Origin of the sequence: Streptomyces sp. NBC_01210 (assembly GCF_036010325.1) — a bacterium.
Classification (GTDB): Bacteria; Actinomycetota; Actinomycetes; order Streptomycetales; family Streptomycetaceae; genus Streptomyces.
In genome coordinates, this window is record NZ_CP108549.1 from 3,693,568 (window position 1) to 3,716,247 (window position 22,680).

The window sequence follows — 22,680 nt, forward strand, 5'->3', positions numbered from 1 at the left end:
TGCGGTGTCCACGACGGGGGGCGTGAGGACAGCGCGGCTACTGATCCGTGCAGGCGATGACGTACCGGTGGACACTCCGCGGATCCCCGCCCGAGAGGCGGCGGAGCGGGAGTTGTCCAAACCGATGTACCACGAGAACGACCCGAACCTCCTCCAGCGCGCGCTCAACCGCTTCTGGGACTGGGTCGGCAGCATCTTCGACGCCGCGTCCGGCGCCGCCCCCGGCGGTCCGCTCGGTCTCCTCGTCCTCATCCTGGTCGTCATCGGCCTGGTGACCGCTCTCTGGTGGCGTCTTGGGACGCCGCAACGCACCCCTGGCTCCGTAGACACCCTTTTCGACGACGGCCCCCGCAGCGCGTCCGAACACCGTGCGGCCGCTGAAAAACACGCCACCGCCGGACGCTGGAACCAAGCCGTCCAGGAACGGATGCGGGCAATCGTCCGCTCCCTGGAGGAACGAGTCGTCCTCGACCCGCGCCCGGGCCGCACAGCCGACGAGGCCGCCGACGAGGCCGGCCGTTCCCTCCCCGACCACGCCGACGGACTCCGTGCCTCTGCCCGGGAGTTCGACGACGTCACATACGGTGGCCGCACCGCCGACCGGCAGGCATACCTACGCCTTCGGGATCTGGACGTCGAGCTGGAGCGCGCGAAGCCCCGGCTGACCGGCGCGGCCCAAGGAGCAGCCGAATGACCGCGGTCACCCTCAGCTCCACCTCCACGTCTCCCACCACCCGCCAGGTGTGGACCCGCACCCGCGGCCTGCTCCTCGCGCTCGTCATCCTCGTAGTAGCCGGGATCGCCATGGCCGCCCTGCGCTCCGGGGACCAGCACGGCCGCCTCGACCCCCGGTCCGCGGACCGCTACGGCAGCCGCGCCGTGGCCGAACTCCTCAAGGGCCGCGGCGTCTCCACCCGCGTGGTCACCACCCTCGACGAGGCCACCTCCGCAGTCGGCCCCGATACCACGCTTCTCGTCGCCGCTCCCGACCTGCTGACGGACCACCAGCAGCAGACCTTGCACACCGCCACCGCCTCGTCCGGCGGACGCACCGTCCTCCTCTCCGCCGGTCCTGTGTCCATCGACGCGCTGGCCCCCGGCGTCCGCACCGAAACCCCGGCTCCGGTTTCTGCGCGGACCCCCCAGTGCGCCCTCCCCGCCGCGCGCAGCGCCGGCAATGCCGACCTCGGTGGTGAGCGGTACACCACCGAGACTTCCCATGCCGACAGCTGCTACCCGAGTGGTGGCCTGCCCACCCTGCTCAGGATCGACGACGCGAACGATGGCGACACAGTCCTGCTCGGCTCCCCCGACATCTTCTACAACCACCGTCTGGGCGAGCACGGCAACGCCTCCCTCGCCCTGCAACTCCTCGGTTCCCGCACTCATTTGGTCTGGTACCTCCCTTCGCTCAGTGACAGCTCCGCCGCTGAGGACAGCACCGACGGCGGCGGTAACAGCTCATTCCTCGACCTGATCCCCTCCGGCTGGCTCTGGGGGACTCTCCAACTCGCCCTCGCCGCCGTCCTGGCCGCCGTCTGGCGCGCCCGCCGACTCGGCCCCCTGGTGACCGAACAACTCCCCGTGGCCATCCGCGCCTCCGAGGCCACCGAGGGCCGCGCCCGCCTCTACCGCAAGGTGAACGCCCGCGACCGCGCGGCCTCAGCCCTGCGCTCGGCAACCCGCACCCGCCTCGCCCCGCTCCTCGGCGTCCCCCCGATCGACGCCCACTCCCCCGAGGCCCTGCTCCCCGCGGTGTCAGCTCATCTCCGCGCCAGCGACCGGGACTTCAAAACCCTGCTCTTCGGCCCGGCACCGGCCGACGACACCGCTCTCATCCGTCTGGCAGACCAACTCGACGCCCTCGAAAGAGAGGTACGCACTTCATGAGCGCCCCGACCCCCGAGACAGCTCAGAACTCGGACCGCGCCCGCACCTCCCTCGAGGCACTGCGCACCGAGATCGCCAAGGCCGTGGTTGGCCAGGACCCCGCTGTCACCGGTCTCGTCGTGGCTCTGCTCTGCCGCGGCCACGTCCTTCTCGAAGGAGTACCGGGCGTCGCCAAGACACTGTTGGTCCGCACCCTCGCGGCCTCCCTCGAACTCGACACCAAACGCGTCCAGTTCACCCCCGATCTGATGCCCAGCGATGTCACCGGGTCCCTCGTCTACGACGCGCGCACTGCTGAGTTCTCGTTCCAGCCCGGCCCCGTGTTCACCAATCTCCTTCTCGCGGACGAGATCAATCGCACCCCGCCCAAGACCCAGTCATCGCTCCTGGAAGCGATGGAGGAGCGGCAAGTCACTGTCGACGGCACGCCCCGCCTGCTGCCCGACCCGTTCCTGGTCGCCGCGACCCAGAACCCGGTGGAGTACGAAGGCACTTACCCGCTCCCCGAAGCCCAACTGGACCGTTTTCTACTGAAACTGACGGTCCCTCTGCCCTCACGCGACGACGAGATCAACGTCCTCACCCGTCACGCCGAAGGCTTCAACCCACGCGACCTCCAGTCCGCAGGCGTGCGCCCCGTCGCCGGCCCCGCCGACCTGGAAGCGGCTCGTGCCGCCGTCGCCAAGACCTCGGTCTCCGCCGAGATCGCCGGCTACGTCGTCGATATCTGCCGTGCCACCCGTGAATCCCCCTCACTCACTCTCGGTGTGTCCCCCCGAGGCGCTACAGCCCTGCTCTCCACTGCACGCGCCTGGGCCTGGCTCACCGGGCGGGACTACGTCATCCCGGACGATGTGAAGGCCCTGGCTCTGCCGACACTGCGCCACCGGATCCAGCTCCGCCCCGAGGCGGAAATGGAAGGAGTCACCGCCGACTCCGTCATCACCGCGATCCTCACCCACGTCCCCGTCCCCCGCTGAGGCAGTGACCCATGGCCCTCACCGGAAGGACAGCGCTCCTCGCCGCTCTCGGCTCTCTCCCCGTCGGCGTCCTCGCCCCGAGCTGGGCGGGGATGCTCGCCGTGAACGCGCCTCTCTCACTGGCAATCCTGTGCGACTACGCCTTCGCCGCGCCAGTGCGAACGCTCCGATTCACCCGAAGCGGTGATACATCAGTTCGATTGGGTGACAGCGCGGAAGTGCAGCTCACCGTCACCAACACCTCCAACCGCCGCCTGCGTGCCCACCTCCGCGACGCCTGGCCGCCGAGCAGCTGGCTCACCGGCACCGAACAGACCGCGTCCCGGCACAAGCTGACCATCCCCTCCGGTGAACGCCGACGTCTCACCACCGTCCTGCGCCCCACGCGCCGCGGCGACCGCCAGGCGGAACGCATCACCGTCCGCTCATACGGACCACTGGGCCTCGCCGCCCGCCAGGGCAGCCACAAGGTCCCCTGGACCGTGCGCGTGCTGCCGCCCTTCACCAGCCGCAAGCACCTGCCGTCCAGGCTGGCCCGACTGCGCGAGCTCGACGGCCGCACCAGCGTCCTGATCCGCGGACAGGGCACCGAGTTCGACAGCCTCCGCGACTACGTCCCCGGGGATGACACCCGTTCCATCGACTGGCGCGCCACCGCCCGCCAGACCACCGTCGCCGTACGCACATGGCGCCCTGAACGCGACCGCCACATCCTCGTCGTACTCGACACCGGCCGCACATCGGCCGGCCGAGTCGGTGATGTCCCGCGCCTCGACGCGGCGATGGACGCAGCACTGCTTCTCACCGCACTCGCCTCGCGCGCCGGTGACCGCGTGGACCTCCTGGCCTACGACCGCCGTATCCGCGCCCAGGTCCAAGGCCGCTCAGCCGGCGACCTGCTGCCCGCCGTGGTCAACGCCCTCGCTCCACTGGAACCCGAGCTCGTGGAAACCGACGCGCGGGGCCTCAGCGCCACGGCGCTGCACAGCGCCCCGCGCCGCTCGCTCATTGTTCTGCTGACCGGCCTCGACGCTGCGCCCGTCGAGGAGGGGCTGCTCCCCGTCCTTCCTCAGCTCACAAAACGCCACACGGTACTCGTGGCCTCGGTCGCCGACCCCCATATCGAGCAGATGTCCAAGACCCGAGGCACCGTCGAGGCCGTGTACGAGGCCGCGGCCGGCACTCAGTCCCAGGCTCAGCGCCGGCGCACAGCAGAACAGCTCCAGCACCACGGAGTCACGGTCGTTGACGCCACTCCTGACAACCTCGCCCCTGCCCTTGCGGATGCGTATCTGGCATTGAAGGCCGCCGGCCGGCTCTGAGGGCGGGCGCCACATGAATTGAGAGGGGTTGAAGCAATGGGTCCTGAACGCAGAAAAGCCCCGCACCATAACGGTGCGGGGCTTTCCCACAATGATTGTTCGGCGGCGTCCTACTCTCCCACAGGGTCCCCCCTGCAGTACCATCGGCGCTGAAAGGCTTAGCTTCCGGGTTCGGAATGTAACCGGGCGTTTCCCTAACGCTATGACCACCGAAACTCTATGAAGATGTACGACCCGGAATCCCCACAGGGGACTCGACAGTTCGTTGCTTCAGAACTAACACAGTGGACGCGAGCAACTGAGGACAAGCCCTCGGCCTATTAGTACCAGTCAGCTTCACCGGTTGCCCGGCTTCCACATCTGGCCTATCAACCCAGTCGTCTACTGGGAGCCTTAACCCCTCAAGGGGGTGGGAGTCCTCATCTCGAAGCAGGCTTCCCGCTTAGATGCTTTCAGCGGTTATCCTTTCCGAACGTAGCCAACCAGCCATGCCCTTGGCAGGACAACTGGCACACCAGAGGTTCGTCCGTCCCGGTCCTCTCGTACTAGGGACAGCCCTTCTCAAGACTCCTGCGCGCGCAGCGGATAGGGACCGAACTGTCTCACGACGTTCTAAACCCAGCTCGCGTACCGCTTTAATGGGCGAACAGCCCAACCCTTGGGACCGACTCCAGCCCCAGGATGCGACGAGCCGACATCGAGGTGCCAAACCATCCCGTCGATATGGACTCTTGGGGAAGATCAGCCTGTTATCCCCGGGGTACCTTTTATCCGTTGAGCGACGGCGCTTCCACAAGCCACCGCCGGATCACTAGTCCCGACTTTCGTCCCTGCTCGACCCGTCGGTCTCACAGTCAAGCTCCCTTGTGCACTTACACTCAACACCTGATTGCCAACCAGGCTGAGGGAACCTTTGGGCGCCTCCGTTACCCTTTGGGAGGCAACCGCCCCAGTTAAACTACCCATCAGACACTGTCCCTGATCCGGATCACGGACCCAGGTTAGACATCCAGCACGACCAGAGTGGTATTTCAACGATGACTCCCCCTGAACTGGCGTCCAGAGTTCACAGTCTCCCACCTATCCTACACAAGCCGAACCGAACACCAATATCAAACTGTAGTAAAGGTCCCGGGGTCTTTCCGTCCTGCTGCGCGAAACGAGCATCTTTACTCGTAGTGCAATTTCACCGGGCCTATGGTTGAGACAGTCGAGAAGTCGTTACGCCATTCGTGCAGGTCGGAACTTACCCGACAAGGAATTTCGCTACCTTAGGATGGTTATAGTTACCACCGCCGTTTACTGGCGCTTAAGTTCTCAGCTTCGCCACACCGAAATGTGACTAACCGGTCCCCTTAACGTTCCAGCACCGGGCAGGCGTCAGTCCGTATACATCGCCTTACGGCTTCGCACGGACCTGTGTTTTTAGTAAACAGTCGCTTCTCGCTGGTCTCTGCGGCCACCCCCAGCTCTGGCAGTAAATGCCGTCACCGGTGATGGCCCCCCTTCTCCCGAAGTTACGGGGGCATTTTGCCGAGTTCCTTAACCATAGTTCACCCGAACGCCTCGGTATTCTCTACCTGACCACCTGAGTCGGTTTAGGGTACGGGCCGCCATGAAACTCGCTAGAGGCTTTTCTCGACAGCATAGGATCATCCACTTCACCACAATCGGCTCGGCATCAGGTCTCAGCCTTAATGTGTGACGGATTTGCCTATCACACGGCCTACACCCTTACCCCGGGACAACCACCGCCCGGGCTGGACTACCTTCCTGCGTCACCCCATCGCTTACCTACTACCACCTTGGGCCGGCGGCTCCACCACTCCCCTCAACTCCGAAGAGATCAGGGCGGCTTCACGGCCTTAGCATTAATGGGCTCGATACTGGGCGTTTCAAAGCGGGTACCGGAATATCAACCGGTTGTCCATCGACTACGCCTGTCGGCCTCGCCTTAGGTCCCGACTTACCCTGGGCAGATCAGCTTGACCCAGGAACCCTTAGTCAATCGGCGCACACGTTTCTCACGTGTGTATCGCTACTCATGCCTGCATTCTCACTCGTGAACCGTCCACCACTCGCTTACGCGGCGGCTTCACCCGGCACACGACGCTCCCCTACCCATCACAGCGGGCGTTGGCCCTATTGCTGCAATGACACGACTTCGGCGGTACGCTTGAGCCCCGCTACATTGTCGGCGCGGAATCACTTGACCAGTGAGCTATTACGCACTCTTTCAAGGGTGGCTGCTTCTAAGCCAACCTCCTGGTTGTCTCTGCGACTCCACATCCTTTCCCACTTAGCGTACGCTTAGGGGCCTTAGTCGATGCTCTGGGCTGTTTCCCTCTCGACCATGGAGCTTATCCCCCACAGTCTCACTGCCGCGCTCTCACTTACCGGCATTCGGAGTTTGGCTAAGGTCAGTAACCCGGTAGGGCCCATCGCCTATCCAGTGCTCTACCTCCGGCAAGAAACACACGACGCTGCACCTAAATGCATTTCGGGGAGAACCAGCTATCACGGAGTTTGATTGGCCTTTCACCCCTAACCACAGGTCATCCCCCAGGTTTTCAACCCTGGTGGGTTCGGTCCTCCACGAAGTCTTACCTCCGCTTCAACCTGCCCATGGCTAGATCACTCCGCTTCGGGTCTTGAGCGCGCTACTGAATCGCCCTGTTCGGACTCGCTTTCGCTACGGCTTCCCCACACGGGTTAACCTCGCAACACACCGCAAACTCGCAGGCTCATTCTTCAAAAGGCACGCAGTCACGACTGCATGTGCAAGCACACACAGCGACGCTCCCACGGCTTGTAGGCACACGGTTTCAGGTACTATTTCACTCCGCTCCCGCGGTACTTTTCACCATTCCCTCACGGTACTATCCGCTATCGGTCACCAGGGAATATTTAGGCTTAGCGGGTGGTCCCGCCAGATTCACACGGGATTTCTCGGGCCCCGTGCTACTTGGGTGTCGCACAAGCAAGCCGCTGATGTTTCAGCTACGGGGGTCTTACCCTCTACGCCGGACCTTTCGCATGTCCTTCGCCTACATCAACGGTTTCTGACTCGCCCAACAGCCGGCAGACTGTTGAAGTGCGATCCCACAACCCCGTATGCGCAACCCCTGCCGGGTATCACACGCATACGGTTTAGCCTCATCCGGTTTCGCTCGCCACTACTCCCGGAATCACGGTTGTTTTCTCTTCCTGAGGGTACTGAGATGTTTCACTTCCCCTCGTTCCCTCCACACTGCCTATGTGTTCAGCAGTGGGTGACAGCCCATGACGACTGCCGGGTTTCCCCATTCGGAAACCCCCGGATCAAAGCCTGGTTGACGGCTCCCCGGGGACTATCGTGGCCTCCCACGTCCTTCATCGGTTCCTGGTGCCAAGGCATCCACCGTGCGCCCTTAAAAACTTGGCCACAGATGCTCGCGTCCACTGTGCAGTTCTCAAACAACGACCAGCCACCCACCACCCCGCTGAGATCAGCGAGTTCACTGGGGCCGGCATCGCGAAGGGCGAGCTCACGCTCGCACCCTCAGATACCCAACAGCGCGCCCGGCACGACCCACCAACTCTCACGTTCCACGCCGAAGCAGTACTAGTGAAGCCAGCAAACCGTGCCGAATAGTCAACGTTCCACCCATGAGCAACCAGCACCGGACATTCGCCGGTGTTCTGGCCTCTGACCGGGCAAGCCCGGTAAGAAGTGCTCCTTAGAAAGGAGGTGATCCAGCCGCACCTTCCGGTACGGCTACCTTGTTACGACTTCGTCCCAATCGCCAGTCCCACCTTCGACAGCTCCCTCCCACAAGGGGTTGGGCCACCGGCTTCGGGTGTTACCGACTTTCGTGACGTGACGGGCGGTGTGTACAAGGCCCGGGAACGTATTCACCGCAGCAATGCTGATCTGCGATTACTAGCAACTCCGACTTCATGGGGTCGAGTTGCAGACCCCAATCCGAACTGAGACCGGCTTTTTGAGATTCGCTCCGCCTCGCGGCATCGCAGCTCATTGTACCGGCCATTGTAGCACGTGTGCAGCCCAAGACATAAGGGGCATGATGACTTGACGTCGTCCCCACCTTCCTCCGAGTTGACCCCGGCAGTCTCCTGTGAGTCCCCATCACCCCGAAGGGCATGCTGGCAACACAGAACAAGGGTTGCGCTCGTTGCGGGACTTAACCCAACATCTCACGACACGAGCTGACGACAGCCATGCACCACCTGTATACCGACCACAAGGGGGGCACCATCTCTGATGCTTTCCGGTATATGTCAAGCCTTGGTAAGGTTCTTCGCGTTGCGTCGAATTAAGCCACATGCTCCGCTGCTTGTGCGGGCCCCCGTCAATTCCTTTGAGTTTTAGCCTTGCGGCCGTACTCCCCAGGCGGGGAACTTAATGCGTTAGCTGCGGCACCGACGACGTGGAATGTCGCCAACACCTAGTTCCCAACGTTTACGGCGTGGACTACCAGGGTATCTAATCCTGTTCGCTCCCCACGCTTTCGCTCCTCAGCGTCAGTAATGGCCCAGAGATCCGCCTTCGCCACCGGTGTTCCTCCTGATATCTGCGCATTTCACCGCTACACCAGGAATTCCGATCTCCCCTACCACACTCTAGCTAGCCCGTATCGAATGCAGACCCGGGGTTAAGCCCCGGGCTTTCACATCCGACGTGACAAGCCGCCTACGAGCTCTTTACGCCCAATAATTCCGGACAACGCTTGCGCCCTACGTATTACCGCGGCTGCTGGCACGTAGTTAGCCGGCGCTTCTTCTGCAGGTACCGTCACTTTCGCTTCTTCCCTGCTGAAAGAGGTTTACAACCCGAAGGCCGTCATCCCTCACGCGGCGTCGCTGCATCAGGCTTTCGCCCATTGTGCAATATTCCCCACTGCTGCCTCCCGTAGGAGTCTGGGCCGTGTCTCAGTCCCAGTGTGGCCGGTCGCCCTCTCAGGCCGGCTACCCGTCGTCGCCTTGGTAGGCCATCACCCCACCAACAAGCTGATAGGCCGCGGGCTCATCCTTCACCGCCGGAGCTTTCAACCCCTCCCCATGCAGGGAGGAGTGTTATCCGGTATTAGACCCCGTTTCCAGGGCTTGTCCCAGAGTGAAGGGCAGATTGCCCACGTGTTACTCACCCGTTCGCCACTAATCCACCCCGAAGGGCTTCATCGTTCGACTTGCATGTGTTAAGCACGCCGCCAGCGTTCGTCCTGAGCCAGGATCAAACTCTCCATGAATGTTCTCCCGTGATCGGGATCAACACCACTTAGAGCGGAACAGCCGGTCGGAATAAGACCGACTGTTCACAGCGTCCTCGCTGTGTCATTGCCTGCCACTGCAGAGCAGTAGCAGGACTTTCAAAGGAACCTCGAACCTGCCGAAACAGGCCGGGGTATCAACATATCTGGCGTTGACTTTTGGCACGCTGTTGAGTTCTCAAGGAACGGACGCTTCCTTCAGACCCTTTTCATGGGGTCCTCCGGGCGCTTCCCTTCGGTGTTTCCAACCTTACCAGATTCTTTTCCCGTTCCGTTTCCGGTTCGGAATTCGTTTCCAGTGGCCGCTGGAGGCCTTTTGCCTTTCGGCTGATCCGACTTTATCAGAAGCATTCCGGCCGAGCTAATCGGCCTTCTTGATCCGGATAAGAATCGAAAGGCTCTGCGGAAATTCAATTTCCGGCGAGAGCAAGAGATATTAACGGTCGCACTCGCACTTGTCCAGTCCGAGACAACCGTTTAAATCTACCTCCCCACGCCGACCGTGTCAACGGTTTTTGTGGGCGAAGAGGAGACTAGCAGCTCAGAGGTGCCGGACGCACATCAGGCAGCGGCCGGAAGTTCGGCGCTGCGGTCCGCCGCCTCCACGTCGCCGATGTCGCCTGCGCGGACTGCTCGGCCGCCCAGGATGTAGACGTACGCCAGAAACGCCAGCTCAGCCGCGATGCCAATGGCGATACGCGCCCAGGTCGGCAGTCCTGAGGGGGTGACGAAGCCTTCGATCACGCCCGATACGAAGAGGACCAGGGCGAGGCCAATGGCCATACCGATGGCGGCGCGGCCCTGCTGGGCGAGGGCCGTGCGGCGGGATTGGGGGCCCGGGTCGATGACAGTCCAGCCGAGGCGGAGGCCCGTGCCCGCGGCGACGAAGACGGCGGTCAGTTCAAGCAGTCCGTGCGGGAGGACCAGGCCCAGGAAGGTGTCGAGGCGGCCGGCCGACGACATCAGGCCTATGCCGACGCCGAGGTTGAGCACATTGAGGAAGAGGATCCAGATCACCGGGATGCAGAGGAACGCGCCAAGCGTCAGGCACATGGCGGCGGCCTGGGCGTTGTTCGTCCAGACCTGGGCTGCGAAGGAGGCCGCCGGGTGGCTCGAGTAGTACGTCTCGTACTCACCGCCGGGGCGGGTGAGCCGGCGCAGTTCGTCCGGGGCGGCGATCGCTGACTGGACCTCTGGGTGAGCGCCTATCCACCAGCCGATGATCGCGGCGAGGACAGTGGAGAGGACAGCCGTGGGGATCCACCAGTGGCGGGAGCGGTAGACGGCCGCCGGGAAGCCCGCGGTGAGGAAGCGGACCGCGTCGCGCCAGGTGGCACGGCGGGTTCCGGTGACGGTGGCGCGCGCTCGGGCGACGAGCTGGGTGAGCCTGCCCGTCAGCATCGGGTCCGGGGCGCTGGACTGGATGAGAGAGAGATGTGTGGCCGTGCGCTGGTAGAGGGCGACAAGTTCGTCGGCCTCGGCACCGGTGAGGTGACGTCCCCTGTGCAGGAGGTGGTCCAGGCGGTCCCACGCGGCGCGGTGGGCGGTCACGAAGACATCGAGGTCCATGGTCGGCTGCTGCTCCAGGCACTGGGTGCGTACGGTCCGTACTACTGCGGCGCGCTGCGGGCCAGCTTGGCAGACTGAGGGATCAAGGGGCAGGGAGTTCGACGGCGAAGGGCGGGCAGCGGTGAGTGCGCTTGTGACGGGGGATGCGGTCGTACTGGGGCTGCGGCCGGCGAAACTGCCGAGCCGGGCGCTCGCTCTCGTGATCGACCTCGTCGTGGTGTGGACGGCGTATCTCCTGGTGTCGATCGGGCTTGCGGTGGCGACCGCGTCGCTGGACGAGGCGGCGGTCACTGCGGTGTCGATCGCGACGTTTCTGCTGGTCCTGGTGGGGGCGCCGATAGCCGTGGAGACCCTCAGTCATGGTCGCTCGCTCGGGAAGCTCGCCTGTGGGCTGCGGGTGGTGCGGGACGACGGGGGGCCGATCCGGTTCCGGCATGCGCTGGTGCGCGGGGCGATGGGCGTGGTGGAGATCCTGATGTCGTTCGGGGTCATTGCCTGTATCGCTTCTCTGATGTCGGCGCGGGGGCGGCGGATCGGGGATGTGTTCGCGGGGACTCTGGTGGTGCGGGAGAGGGTGCCGGCCGGGCGGGGGACGAGGGTGCCGCCTCCGCCGCCGTGGCTCGTCGGGCGGTTTGCCGAACTGGATCTGTCGGGGGTGCCTGATGATCTGTGGCTCGCGATACGTCAGTACCTGACGCGGATGAGGCAGCTGGACCAGGCGGTGAGCTGGTCGATGGCGGAGCGGCTGGCTGGTGATCTGGCGGCGTGCACGGGGGCGCCCGCGCCGGAGAGGGTGCCGCCGGCCGCCTATTTGGCGGCTGTGGTGAACGAGCGGCAGACGCGTGATGCCCGGAAAGCGTTCGGGGGGTTCGGGGCTACGGCGGGGGCGGTAGCAGTTGGCGGCCCGGAGGGTCGGGCGACTCCGGGGGCGGCCACCAGAAGTGGCTTGGTCCCCGGTGCCGGAGCCGCAGGAGGAGTGGCACCGGGGGCGTTTGGTGCCGGCGGGGCTGCCGTGCCGAGTGCGGTGGTGCCGAGCGCCGTTGTTGCGGAGGGTGAGGCGGTGCAGGGTGCGGTACCGGACACGGAGACGCCGCCGGTCACGGGGTTTGCGCCGCCCGCGTAGGGGCGCGAGGCCGGATCGTCAGGCCTACCGGTCGCCGGGACGTCGGAATCCGTCGGGGCGTCGGGGCGTCAGGGCGTCAGAGAAAGACCGAGGGCGGTGTCTCGAGGTTTTCGAGTTCGATGCCGGGGGCTGCGAGGACCACGTCTCCGGCGATGTGAACGAGGTGCTGTTCGCCCGTGTCCAGGGCGCTGACCTGGTATTCGTCCACGGTCAGGGGGCCATTGTCAGTGGCATGCGCTTCACTCTTCATCAGGGCCCAGGACTGGTCGAGAGTGCGGGGAGCGAGGACAGGATCCGTGAAGGCGACGAGGCGGACACGCGTCGCGGGGGAACCGGGGGTGAGTCGCAGGAGACGTGCGGTAGCGACAAGGAAGGCGGGGGATGTGCCGGTGAAGGCGTGGGCGCGCACATTGCCTTCGGTGGCATGAGCGCCGGTGGGGTCGGTGCGCACCCAGGTGACGCCGTCGAGGGCGGCACCGCGGACCTGCCAGCTCGCGGCGTGGAGTTCGAGACGGATGGGACGGCCGAGTTCGTCGAGGGCGAGGTCGACCGAGCCGACGTGGTCGCCGGAGGGGGTTGTGATCTGGGAGACGTAGCGCCAGCCGGAGGGGCCGGGGGCGCACTGGAAGTGCTCGTCACCGAGGGGGGTGTGATCGTGCGGATCGTGAAGCGAATAACGGCCGCGGGGCATGGGGCTCAGGTGTCCTAGTGCGGTGAGGCTCTTGCCGGGAGCCGATCGAGGCCGGTACGAGGCAGGCCCCCGACACGGGGGTGCGGGGGCCTGCCTGGTACCGCTGGTACCTGCTGCTGACGGTGTGTCAGTAGTCGATCAGTAGCGGTAGTGGTCGGGCTTGTACGGGCCCTCGACCTCGACGCCGATGTAGGCGGCCTGCTCGGGGCGGAGCGTGGTCAGCTTCACGCCGAGCGCGTCCAGGTGGAGCCGGGCGACCCTCTCGTCCAGGTGCTTGGGCAGCACATACACGTCGGTCGGGTACTCCTCGGGCTTGGTGAACAGCTCGATCTGGGCCAGCGTCTGGTCCGCGAAGCTGTTCGACATCACGAACGAGGGATGACCCGTCGCGTTGCCCAGGTTCAGCAGCCGGCCCTCCGACAGCACGATCAGGACCTTGCCGTCCGGGAAGGTCCAGGTGTGCACCTGCGGCTTGACCTCGTCCTTCACGACACCGGGGACGGCGGCCAGGCCGGCCATGTCGAGCTCGTTGTCGAAGTGACCGATGTTCCCCACGATCGCCTGGTGCTTCATCCTGGCCATGTCCGAAGCCAGGATGATGTCCTTGTTACCGGTCGTGGTGATGAAGATGTCCGCCGTCTCCACCACCTCCTCCAGCGTAGTCACCTGGTAGCCGTCCATCGCCGCCTGCAGCGCACAGATCGGGTCGATCTCCGTCACGATCACCCGGGCACCCTGACCGCGCAGCGACTCCGCGCAGCCCTTGCCCACATCGCCGTAGCCGCACACGACCGCCGTCTTGCCGCCGATCAGGACATCGGTGGCCCGGTTGATACCGTCGATCAGCGAGTGCCGGCAGCCGTACTTGTTGTCGAACTTCGACTTGGTCACGGCGTCGTTCACATTGATCGCCGGGAACAGCAGCGTGCCGTCCCGGTGCATCTCGTACAGCCGGTGCACACCGGTCGTGGTCTCCTCCGTCACACCACGGATCTCCGAGGCAAGCTGCGTCCACTTCTGCGGCGCCTCGGCCAGGGTGCGGTTGAGCAGCGTCAGGATGTGCCCGTACTCCTCACTGTCCGCCGTCGAAGGGTCCGGGGCCGAGCCGGCCTTCTCGAACTCCACACCCTTGTGGACCAGCAAGGTGGCATCCCCGCCGTCGTCCAGGATCATGTTCGGGCCGCCGGTGGGCGTGTTGGGCCAGGTCAGCGCCTGCTCCGTGCACCACCAGTACTCCTGAAGCGTCTCCCCCTTCCACGCGAACACCGGAACACCGGCCGGAGCCTGAGGCGTGCCGGCCGGCCCGACCGCGATCGCCGCGGCCGCGTGGTCCTGGGTGGAGAAGATGTTGCACGACGCCCAGCGCACCTCGGCGCCCAGCGCGACCAGAGTCTCGATCAGCACGGCCGTCTGCACCGTCATATGCAGCGAACCCGTGATCCGGGCACCCGCCAACGGCTGAGCGGCGGCGTACTCCCTACGGATCGACATCAGACCGGGCATCTCATGCTCGGCAAGAGTGATCTCCTTGCGACCGAACTCCGCGAGGGAAAGGTCGGCGACCTTGAAGTCCTGGTCAGTGGCGACAGTCGACATGCGAGCTGCTCCTCGTGGTGTGGGTCGAGGGTGGGTACGGCTGGCTCTGCGGCGGCCATGGGCATACGAATGCCCGGACGCCCGCAGTGCAGTCCGTCGGAGGCCCTCTCTCCCTCGGCCGGCCCGTGGAACGGACCGCCCGACCGCCATCAGCAGCGACGTCTGACTCTGGTCACGAATCTACACCGATCGGCCGAGTGGGCCCCAGTCCGCCCGGGCTGGGATCCAGCCACATCCGAGGTCCGTCGCGCCCAACTGGCAGCGTCCTGCGGCTTTCGCCGTCGCGCTCGTGTGTTGCACGATGCCTCGTGGATCGGGAACCACTGCACGATCTGCGCACCGAAGCGTTAGGAGAACCACGTGACCAGTCCGGCAAGTGGGCAGCGGAAGTTGAAGCTGCTCGCGGTGACCGCCTGTCCGACCGGCATCGCCCACACCTATATGGCGGCGGAGAAGCTGGCGCAGGCCGCAGAGGCGCTCGGCATCGATATGAAGGTGGAGACTCAAGGCTCCATCGGGGCCGAGAATGTCTTCTCTGACAACGATGTCATAGACGCCGACGGCATCATCATCGCGGCTGACAAGGACGTGGACCGCAGCCGGTTCGCAGGGAAGAAGGTGCTGGCCGTCGGAGTCGCCGAGGGCATCCACCACCCCGAGCGGCTGATCGAGCAGGTGCAGAAGGCTCCCGTGCAGGGGGCGGGCGGCGGGGGCGGGGACGCGACACCGCCGAGCAGCGCGGGCGGGAGTGGCAAGGAGCGCAGCGTCGCGTACAAGGCGCTGATGAACGGCGTCTCGTACATGATCCCGTTCGTGGTGGTCGGCGGGCTGCTGATCGCCATCTCGCTGGCGTTGGGGGGTCATGCGACGCCCGAGGGTTACACCATCCCGAAGGACTCCTTCTGGCTGGACGTCAACAACATCGGTGTCGCCGGCTTCACGCTGATGATCCCGATCCTCTCCGGCTACATCGCGTACGCCATCGGGGACCGGCCCGCACTGGTGCCGGGCATGATCGGCGGATGGATTGCCGCGCACGGCGAGCTCTACGGTTCGCCGAAGGCCGGCGCGGGCTTCATCGGTGCGATCGTCACCGGCTTCCTGGCCGGCTATCTGGTGTTGTGGATCAAGAAGGTCAAGGTCCCGAAGTTCGTCCGGCCGATCATGCCGATCATCGTGATCCCGATCGTCGCGACCTCCGTGCTGGGGCTCTTGTTCATCAACCTCATCGGCAAGCCGATCTCGTGGGTCTTCACGCATCTCACCGACTGGCTCAGCGGGATGACCGGGACCAGTGCGATTCTGCTGGGCGCGATCCTGGGGCTCATGATCGCGTTCGACATGGGCGGGCCGGTCAACAAGACCGCGTTCCTCTTCGGCGCCGGTCTGATCGCCACCGGCAACCAGACCGTCATGGGTATGTGCGCTGCCGCGATTCCGGTCATGCCGCTCGGGCAGGGGCTCGCCACGCTGATCCGGCGGCGGCTCTACTCGGAGCAGGAGCGGGAGACCGGTATGGCCGCGCTCTTCATGGGGATGTTCGGGATTTCGGAGGGCGCGATTCCGTTCGCGGCGGCCAGGCCGGCCCAGGTCATTCCGGCGAACATGCTCGGTGGTGCGGTGGCCGGTGCGATCGCGGGTCTGGCCGGCGTGGAGGACGCGGTTCCGCACGGTGGGCCGATCGTGGCCGTGCTCGGTGCGGTCGGAGGGGTGCCGATGTTCTTCCTGGCGGTCGCGATCGGCACCGTCGTCACCGCGATCACCACGAATGCGCTGATCGACGTCAAGGAGCGGAGGACGCGCGGGGCCGGTGCGCCGGCGCCCGTGAGTGTGGGCGTGGGCGTGGATGCGCTGGTGCCCGAGCCGGCCCTTGTCGGGGTCGGTGCCGGGGGCGTTGCCGGGGGCGTACGGACCGAGACCGCGCTCACTTCCCCGCCGCCGCCTGCGGCCGAGCAGCCCGAACCGGCCGAACCGGCCGAGGACGACGTGCTGTCCGGATATCTGACCGTGCAGACCGTCAAGGTTCAGCTGTCCGCCGACAGCAAGGAAGACGCCATCCGGGAGATGGCCGCGATGCTCGCCGGCACGGGCAAGGTCGCCGATCGCGACGCGCTCGTGGCGGCCGCCTTCGCCCGCGAGGACCAGGGCACCACCGGGCTCGGTGAGGAGATCGCCATCCCCCACGCCAAGACCGATGCGGTCACCGCGCCGATCGTCGGGTTCGCGCGGTCGGCGGAGGGCGTGGAGTGGGGTTCGCTCGACGGTACGAAGGCCAAGCTGATCTTCATGATCACGGTGCCGGAGGCGGCCGCCGGCGATGAGCACCTGCGGATCCTGGCGCTGCTGTCGCGCAAGCTCATGGACTCCGGTTTCCGGGAGCGGCTGACGGGCGCGTCCGACGAGGCGGCGATCCTCGACGTGCTGCGCGAGATCCAGTAGCCCGTAGGGAACACGAAGGGGCCCGCGCGAACAGCTGCGCGGGGCCCTTGTCGACGGGAGCGGGGCCCTTGTCAGCGAGAAGGCCCCGCTGCCTGTCGGCATCGGGGCCTTCTCGTGGTGGTGCGAGCGGCGACGCGAGATCAGTGGGAGGTCTCCGGGCCCGGACCGCCCGGGGCCTTCGCCGGGTTGATACCCGCCGCGGCCGCCGACTCGCTGTAGATGTCCGGCTCCAGGTAGATCACGCGGGCGATCGGGACCGCGTTACGGATGCGGTCCTCGGCGGCGTTGATCGCGTCCGCGACCTCGGAGGCCGTGTCGTCGTGCTTGACCGCGATCTTGGCTGCGACCAGCAGTTCATCCGGGCCGAGGTGGAGCGTACGCATGTGGATGATGCCGGTGACCACATCACCGTCCACGAGGGCCGCCTTGATCTTCTCGACATCGTCCGTGGCGGCCGCCTCGCCCAGCAGCAGGGACTTCGTCTCGGCCGCCAGGACCAGCGCGATCACGATGAGCAGGATGCCGATGCAGAGGGTGCCGATGCCGTCCCAGACGCCGTTGCCGGTACCCAGGGCCAGGCCCACGCCGATGAGCGCCAGGACCAGACCGACCAGCGCGCCCAGGTCCTCCAGGAGGACGACCGGAAGCTCCGGGGCCTTGGCGCGGCGGACGAATTCGGTCCACGAGTGATTGCCGCGTGTCTCGTTGGACTCCTTGATCGCGGTACGGAAGGAGAAGGACTCGGCGATGATCGCGAAGACCAGGACGCCGATCGGCCAGTACCAGGCCTCGATCTCGTGCGGGTGCTTGATCTTCTCGTAGCCCTCGTAGATCGCGAACATGCCGCCGACCGAGAAGAGCACGATGGAGACGAGGAAGGCGTAGATGTACCGCTCACGGCCGTAGCCGAAGGGGTGTTGCGGAGTCGCCTCGCGCTTGGCCTTCTTGCCGCCGAGCAGCAGCAGCCCCTGGTTTCCGGAGTCCGCGAGCGAGTGGACGCTCTCCGCGAGCATCGACGACGAGCCGCTGAAGAGGAACGCAACGAACTTCGCTACCGCGATTGCGATGTTGGCGCCCAGTGCCGCCACGATCGCCTTTGTTCCGCCTGACGCGCTCATGTGTGCCGGATGTCCCTTCGTGCTTACGTCGGTCGCCACCCGGGCTTTGCCCGGTCTTTGCCGTGCGCCATTGTTGCAGCCCTCGAAAACGGCCTCGCGTCAGGCCACCACAGTGGCTCGGAAGACGGTGCCGGAACCGGATCCAGTGCCCGAGATCTCCGCCTTGTCCCCCGCCGGGACGAAAGCCGACTCGCCAGGGGCGAGGGTCAGCTCACCGGCCGTCGCACTTCCCGCAGGCACGCTGTCCACCGTCACGCTGCCCGCCGTGCAGAGCAGGATCTGCGAGGTGGGAGCGGTGAGATCGCGGGGCTGCGCGCCGGGAGCCAGCGTGTAGCGGGAGAGGCGGAACTCATGGATCGGGGTCCCGTAGACCTCCTCGCCCGAGGGCGCGGCCTCCGGGCGCAGAACGCCCGGGTCGGTCGCCTCGAAGCGGACGATGCGCAGCAGTTCGGGCACGTCCACATGCTTGGGGGTCAGTCCGCAGCGCAGCACATTGTCGGAGTTGGCCATGATCTCGACACCGAGGCCGTTGAGATACGTATGCGGGACGCCGGCGCCGAGGAACAGCGCCTCGCCGGGCTGCAGTTGGACGTAGTTGAGCAGCATGGCGGCGATCACGCCCGGGTCGCCGGGGAATTGGTGCGCAATCGCGGCGTACGGGGCGTAGGCGCCGCCGAGACGTTCCGCGGCGGCCGCCGCTTCGGTGACGGTGGCGGCCATCTCGGCCGGGTCGGCGCTCAGGATGGCGGTCAGCACCTCGCGGAGCGCGGCCTCTTCCGGGTGGGCGTGGAGGAGATCGACGTACGGCTTGAGTGAATCCACCTCGAGTCCGGCGAGGAGATCGGCGGACTCGACGGGCGTACGGAATCCGCACAGGCCGTCGAAGGGCGTGAGCGCGCAGATCAGTTCGGGCTTGTGGTTGGCGTCCTTGTAGTTGCGGTGCGGAGCGTCGATCGGGACGCCCGCGCTCTCCTCGGCGGCGTAGCCCTCCCTCGCCTGCTCGAGGTTCGGGTGGACCTGGAGGGAGAGAGGAGCGCCGGCCGCGAGGATCTTGAGGAGGAAGGGGAGGCGCGGTCCGAACTTCTCGACGGCCGCGGAGCCGAGTTCGCGTACCGGATCGGAGGCGATGACGTCGAACAGCGGCTGGTCGGCAGTGCTGCGGGTGACGCGGGAGGGCGCTCCCGGGTGGGCGCCCATCCACATCTCGGCCTGTGGCTCGCCGGTGGGGGCGACGCCGAGCAGGTCCGGGATGGCGGTCGTGGAGCCCCAGGCGTAGGGGCGCACGGTGTTGGAGAGGCGATCCATGTTCTTCCTTGAGTTCTCAGTACTCGTGTTCTCAGGTACTCGACAGTTACCCGTGTTCTCAGGCCTGAGCGCGCGAGGCCGTCAGCGCCAGATAGACGGCCGCGAAGTCGGTGACGGCGAGGAGTTCGGCGATCGACTCCAGCTCGGTGCCCTCCTCCGGTTCGAGCTCGCTGATCGGGGTGTCGTGGCTGAGCGCCAGTTCGCGGGCGGCGGGCGCGGCGGTGAGGCCGCCGGCGGGCCGGTCGCGCAGAAGTACGACGCGGGCGCGCAGGGCCTGCTGCTCCGCGACACGGTCGCGGAAGAAGTCCTCCGGGTCGGCGCCTGCCGCGAGCGCGCCCGCGAGGAGCACTCCGTGGGCGGGGAGCGCCTCGGGGAGCTCCGCGATCAGGGCGGGCCGGCCGGCCAGCTCGGCCAGTACGGCGGCGAAGCGGCGGCCCGCAGGGGCGGCGCCGGCGCCCTCCGTCCAGATGAGCGGGAGGCTGTCGGCGAGCTCGGCGGCGAGCGTCTTGGCGGGATTGCTGTACGTCGCGATGGCCGGGCCGCACCGTTCGGCGGTGGCGTCGAGGCGGTCGGCCACCTTGGCGAGCGTCTCCGGGGGCGCCTCGAGTACGCCGACGCGGTCGAGAAGCGCGAGGAGCGGAGTGAACAGCGCCCACAGCGCGCCGGGGCTCGCGGCCTGGGTCTCCTCGTACATCTCGTGCGGGGCGGTGGCCATGGGGACGACCAGGCCGTGCGTGCCGTCGACCGCCTCGGAGAGCGGGGAGTGCTGGGGGGCTACGGCGACGACGGTGCAGCCGCGGCGGTACGCCTGCTCGGCGAGGAGGGCGAGGCCGGGTTCGCTGCCGTCGGTGGTCGTGATGAGGAGGAGGTCCACGGAGCCGGCCCAGCCGGGCAGCGCCCAGCGCAGGGCGCCGGCGGCCGGGGCTACGCCGGTGGGGGCGAGCCGGGCGACGGGGGCGGTGGCGCCGGCGAGCGCGCTGACCAGGTCGGCGACGCCGGTGGCGGCGGTGCCGGCGCCCGCGATGAGTACGGACCGGGGGCGGCCCTCGGGCTTGATCTCGGCGATGCCTGCCTCGGCGGCGTGCCTGGCGGCGGTGCGTACACGCGCCCCGGCCTCGGCGGCCCCTCGGAGGAGGCCTCGGCGATCGGCTCGGGCCAGGGCGTCCGGGGCATCGAGGAGCGACTCGTCGAGCATGGGGGTGGGCCTCCGATCGCCGTGCGCGTGCGGGGGGTCTTGGGTTGTTGTGCGGTTGTGCGGATTCAGGTGCGGGTGCGGGTGCGGTTGGTGGGGTGCGCGCGTGGTGCGGGTCAAGCCGGGCGGCGTGCCTCGTCGACGAGGAGGACGGGGATGGCGTCCCGCACCGGGTAGGCCAGGCCGCAGTCCTTGCCCGTGCAGATCAGCTCGGGTGTGTCGGCTGCCGTGCGGTCGCTGAGCGGAGCGTGGCAGGCCGGGCAGGCGAGGATCTCCAGGAGGCCGGCTTCGAGCGGCATGTGTGGGGTTTCCCTTCGGGCATGCCGCATGTCGAAGTCGCTTCGAACATGCGGTCGCGGTCATGCGGATTGAGCCACGTCAGCCTACCGCTGGGGGGCGGGGTGCGGCGCGTTCTGGGGTGGGCGGGGTGCGAGTGCGGGTGGGTCGGGGTGCGGGGGTGCGGCGCGGGTGCGGGTGGGTCGGGGTGCGGGGGTGCGGCGCGGGTGCGGGTGGGTCGGGGTGCGGGTGGGGCCGCTGCGCGGTGCGTTCCCCTGCCCGCCCCTTCCCGAAACCGGAGCTCCGCCCCGGGCCCCGGGAGTATCCCCACCCGCCCGCCCTTGAGATGTGGGGGGTACGGGGTACCCCCACGCCCCCGGGGCGGCAGCTTCGCGCCGCCGAACGAGCCGCTGCACCCGGGACCGGGGCAGCCCCAGAGGCGGCAGCCTCGCGCCGCCGAACGAGGCGCTGCACCCGGGACCGGGGGGCAGTAACCCGTCCCCGGACCCGGCTGGGACTCACTCAGGGTCAGGAAGCACGGACCAGTGTCAGGACCTCGTCCCGCACCTTCGTCATCGTCGCCTCGTCGCGTGCCTCCACGTTCAGGCGCAGCAGTGGCTCGGTGTTCGACGGGCGGAGGTTGAACCACCAGTCCGCCGTCGACACCGTCAGGCCGTCCAGTTCGTCGGTCGTCACGTCCTCGCGCGCCCCGAACGCAGCCTTCACCGCCGCCGTACGGCCCGCCTGGTCGTCGACCGTGGAGTTGATCTCGCCCGAGCCCGTGTACCGGTCGTACTGTGCGACCAGCGACGACAGCGCGCCGTCCTGCGAGCCCAGCGCCGCCAGTACATGCAGCGCCGCCAGCATGCCGGTGTCCGCGTTCCAGAAGTCCCGGAAGTAGTAGTGCGCCGAGTGCTCGCCGCCGAAGATCGCTCCCGTACGGGCCATCTCCTCCTTGATGAAGGAGTGGCCGACCCGCGTACGGGCCGGAGTGCCGCCGTTCTCGCGGACGACCTCCGGGACCGACCACGACGTGATCAGGTTGTGGATCACCGTGCCGCCGGGGTGCTTGGCCAGCTCACGCGCCGCCACCAGCGCCGTGATCGCCGACGGCGAGATGCCCTCGCCGCGCTCGTCCACGACGAAGCAGCGGTCCGCGTCGCCGTCGAACGCCAGGCCCAGGTCCGCGCCCTCGGACCGGACGCGGGCCTGGAGGTCGACGATGTTCCGCGGGTCCAGCGGGTTCGCCTCGTGGTTGGGGAACGTGCCGTCCAGCTCGAAGTACATCGGTACGAGAGTGAGGGGCAGGGACCCGAAGACGGTCGGGACGGTGTGGCCGCCCATGCCGTTGCCCGCGTCCACGACCACCTTCAGCGGACGCATCGCCGACAGGTCCACCAGGGACAGCAGATGCGCCGAGTAGTCCGTCAGCGTGTCCAGCTCGGTCACCGTGCCCGGCACCTCGGCCGGGGCCGGTGCGCCCTGCTCGGACCAGGACTCGACCAGCGCGCGGATGTCCGCGAGGCCCGTGTCCTGGCCCACCGGTGCGGCGCCCGCCCGGCACATCTTGATGCCGTTGTACTGCGCCGGGTTGTGCGAGGCGGTGAACATCGCGCCCGGCAGACCCAGCTTCCCCGAAGCGAAGTACAGCTGGTCCGTCGAGCACAGGCCGATCAGGGTGACATCCGCGCCCCGGGCCGCGGCCCCGCGCGCGAACGCCCCGGAAAGCCCTGGCGACGACGGCCGCATGTCATGGCCGACGACGATCGCGTCCGCGTCCGTCACCTGGACGAAGGCGGCCCCGAACAGTTCGGCCAGGGCCTCGTCCCACTGATCCGGCACCACCCCGCGGACGTCGTACGCCTTCACGATCTGCGACAGATCAGCAGTCACGGCCCAACCTTCCTGA

14 protein-coding genes and 3 rRNA genes are annotated in these 22,680 nt (G+C 66.9%); 6 read left to right on the forward strand and 11 right to left on the reverse strand.

The window, feature by feature from the left end; all coding sequences use genetic code 11:
* Positions 1-4 precede the first annotated feature (4 nt).
* Genes OG735_RS16635 through OG735_RS16650 form a run of 4 tightly spaced genes read left to right on the forward strand, consistent with a single transcriptional unit; the run spans position 5 to position 4,192 of the window.
* Positions 5-694 (forward strand): DUF4129 domain-containing protein, encoded by a 690-nt coding sequence (locus tag OG735_RS16635; RefSeq protein ID WP_327323956.1) that lies wholly within the window; start codon positions 5-7, stop codon positions 692-694.
* Complete coding sequence (locus tag OG735_RS16640; protein ID WP_327323957.1) at positions 691-1,890, forward strand: DUF4350 domain-containing protein; 1,200 nt, start codon at positions 691-693, stop codon at positions 1,888-1,890. The genes OG735_RS16635 and OG735_RS16640 overlap by 4 nt, the downstream gene beginning before the upstream one ends.
* A complete protein-coding gene (locus OG735_RS16645; RefSeq protein WP_327323958.1) occupies positions 1,887-2,870 on the forward strand; it encodes an AAA family ATPase in 984 nt (327 codons plus the stop codon). The genes OG735_RS16640 and OG735_RS16645 overlap by 4 nt, the downstream gene beginning before the upstream one ends.
* Before the next feature lie 11 nt (positions 2,871-2,881).
* Positions 2,882-4,192 (forward strand): DUF58 domain-containing protein, encoded by a 1,311-nt coding sequence (locus OG735_RS16650; protein ID WP_327323959.1) that lies wholly within the window; start codon positions 2,882-2,884, stop codon positions 4,190-4,192.
* A gap of 97 nt (positions 4,193-4,289) precedes the next feature.
* Here the strand turns inward: OG735_RS16650 and rrf are convergent.
* From rrf to OG735_RS16670, 4 genes are all read right to left on the reverse strand, one after another.
* Positions 4,290-4,406 (reverse strand): 5S ribosomal RNA (gene rrf, locus OG735_RS16655).
* Positions 4,407-4,492: 86 nt separating this feature from the next.
* Positions 4,493-7,616 (reverse strand): 23S ribosomal RNA (locus OG735_RS16660).
* A gap of 299 nt (positions 7,617-7,915) precedes the next feature.
* Positions 7,916-9,441, reverse strand: a 16S ribosomal RNA gene (locus OG735_RS16665).
* Together the 16S, 23S and 5S rRNA genes form the textbook arrangement of a ribosomal RNA operon.
* Before the next feature lie 582 nt (positions 9,442-10,023).
* Positions 10,024-11,031, reverse strand: a complete 1,008-nt coding sequence (locus OG735_RS16670) for a stage II sporulation protein M (RefSeq protein ID WP_327323960.1) — start codon at positions 11,029-11,031, stop codon at positions 10,024-10,026.
* Between the two features lie 121 nt (positions 11,032-11,152).
* Here OG735_RS16670 and OG735_RS16675 point away from each other — a divergent pair, with 121 nt between their 5' ends.
* Positions 11,153-12,154, forward strand: a complete 1,002-nt coding sequence (locus OG735_RS16675; protein ID WP_327323961.1) for an RDD family protein — start codon at positions 11,153-11,155, stop codon at positions 12,152-12,154.
* A 76-nt stretch (positions 12,155-12,230) separates the two neighbouring features.
* On the opposite strand, the gene OG735_RS16680 is transcribed toward OG735_RS16675, so the two are convergent.
* Positions 12,231-12,845: a hypothetical protein gene (locus OG735_RS16680; protein WP_327323962.1), complete on the reverse strand. Its 615-nt coding sequence runs from the start codon at positions 12,843-12,845 to the stop codon at positions 12,231-12,233.
* Positions 12,846-12,983: 138 nt separating this feature from the next.
* The gene (ahcY, locus tag OG735_RS16685; RefSeq protein WP_327323963.1) at positions 12,984-14,441 is read right to left on the reverse strand and encodes an adenosylhomocysteinase; all 1,458 of its coding nucleotides are present in this window, start codon (positions 14,439-14,441) and stop codon (positions 12,984-12,986) included.
* A gap of 441 nt (positions 14,442-14,882) precedes the next feature.
* Here ahcY and OG735_RS16690 point away from each other — a divergent pair, with 441 nt between their 5' ends.
* Positions 14,883-16,880 carry a fructose-specific PTS transporter subunit EIIC gene (locus OG735_RS16690; RefSeq protein WP_442812611.1) on the forward strand — a complete coding sequence of 666 codons (1,998 nt, stop codon included), beginning with the start codon at positions 14,883-14,885 and terminating at the stop codon, positions 16,878-16,880.
* 140 nt (positions 16,881-17,020) lie between these two features.
* Here the strand turns inward: OG735_RS16690 and OG735_RS16695 are convergent, their stop codons facing one another.
* The 5 genes from OG735_RS16695 to OG735_RS16715 form a co-directional block, all read right to left on the reverse strand.
* Positions 17,021-17,998 carry a cation diffusion facilitator family transporter gene (locus OG735_RS16695; RefSeq protein ID WP_327323965.1) on the reverse strand — a complete coding sequence of 326 codons (978 nt, stop codon included), beginning with the start codon at positions 17,996-17,998 and terminating at the stop codon, positions 17,021-17,023.
* Positions 17,999-18,097: 99 nt separating this feature from the next.
* Complete coding sequence (gene manA, locus OG735_RS16700; RefSeq protein WP_327323966.1) at positions 18,098-19,303, reverse strand: mannose-6-phosphate isomerase, class I; 1,206 nt, start codon at positions 19,301-19,303, stop codon at positions 18,098-18,100.
* A 58-nt stretch (positions 19,304-19,361) separates the two neighbouring features.
* Complete coding sequence (locus OG735_RS16705; protein WP_327323967.1) at positions 19,362-20,498, reverse strand: SIS domain-containing protein; 1,137 nt, start codon at positions 20,496-20,498, stop codon at positions 19,362-19,364.
* A gap of 113 nt (positions 20,499-20,611) precedes the next feature.
* Positions 20,612-20,794, reverse strand: coding sequence for a Trm112 family protein (locus OG735_RS16710; protein ID WP_326650288.1), 183 nt, complete (start codon positions 20,792-20,794; stop codon positions 20,612-20,614).
* 505 nt (positions 20,795-21,299) lie between these two features.
* Positions 21,300-22,664, reverse strand: a complete 1,365-nt coding sequence (locus tag OG735_RS16715) for a phosphomannomutase/phosphoglucomutase (RefSeq protein ID WP_327323968.1) — start codon at positions 22,662-22,664, stop codon at positions 21,300-21,302.
* Positions 22,665-22,680: the final 16 nt, after the last annotated feature.

Excerpts from the sequence above, each read along its gene's own strand:
- OG735_RS16695 (WP_327323965.1), bottom strand. The coding sequence starts at position 17,998 with ATGAGCGCGTCAGGCGGAACAAAGGCGATCGTGGCGGCACTGGGCGCC.
- OG735_RS16650 (WP_327323959.1), top strand. The coding sequence starts at position 2,882 with ATGGCCCTCACCGGAAGGACAGCGCTCCTCGCCGCTCTCGGCTCTCTC.
- OG735_RS16670 (WP_327323960.1), bottom strand. The coding sequence starts at position 11,031 with ATGGACCTCGATGTCTTCGTGACCGCCCACCGCGCCGCGTGGGACCGC.
- manA (WP_327323966.1), bottom strand. The coding sequence starts at position 19,303 with ATGGATCGCCTCTCCAACACCGTGCGCCCCTACGCCTGGGGCTCCACG.
- OG735_RS16710 (WP_326650288.1), bottom strand. The coding sequence starts at position 20,794 with ATGCCGCTCGAAGCCGGCCTCCTGGAGATCCTCGCCTGCCCGGCCTGC.
- OG735_RS16645 (WP_327323958.1), top strand. The coding sequence starts at position 1,887 with ATGAGCGCCCCGACCCCCGAGACAGCTCAGAACTCGGACCGCGCCCGC.
- ahcY (WP_327323963.1), bottom strand. The coding sequence starts at position 14,441 with ATGTCGACTGTCGCCACTGACCAGGACTTCAAGGTCGCCGACCTTTCC.
- OG735_RS16680 (WP_327323962.1), bottom strand. The coding sequence starts at position 12,845 with ATGCCCCGCGGCCGTTATTCGCTTCACGATCCGCACGATCACACCCCC.
- OG735_RS16640 (WP_327323957.1), top strand. The coding sequence starts at position 691 with ATGACCGCGGTCACCCTCAGCTCCACCTCCACGTCTCCCACCACCCGC.
- OG735_RS16690 (WP_442812611.1), top strand. The coding sequence starts at position 14,883 with ATGGCGGCGGAGAAGCTGGCGCAGGCCGCAGAGGCGCTCGGCATCGAT.
- OG735_RS16705 (WP_327323967.1), bottom strand. The coding sequence starts at position 20,498 with ATGCTCGACGAGTCGCTCCTCGATGCCCCGGACGCCCTGGCCCGAGCC.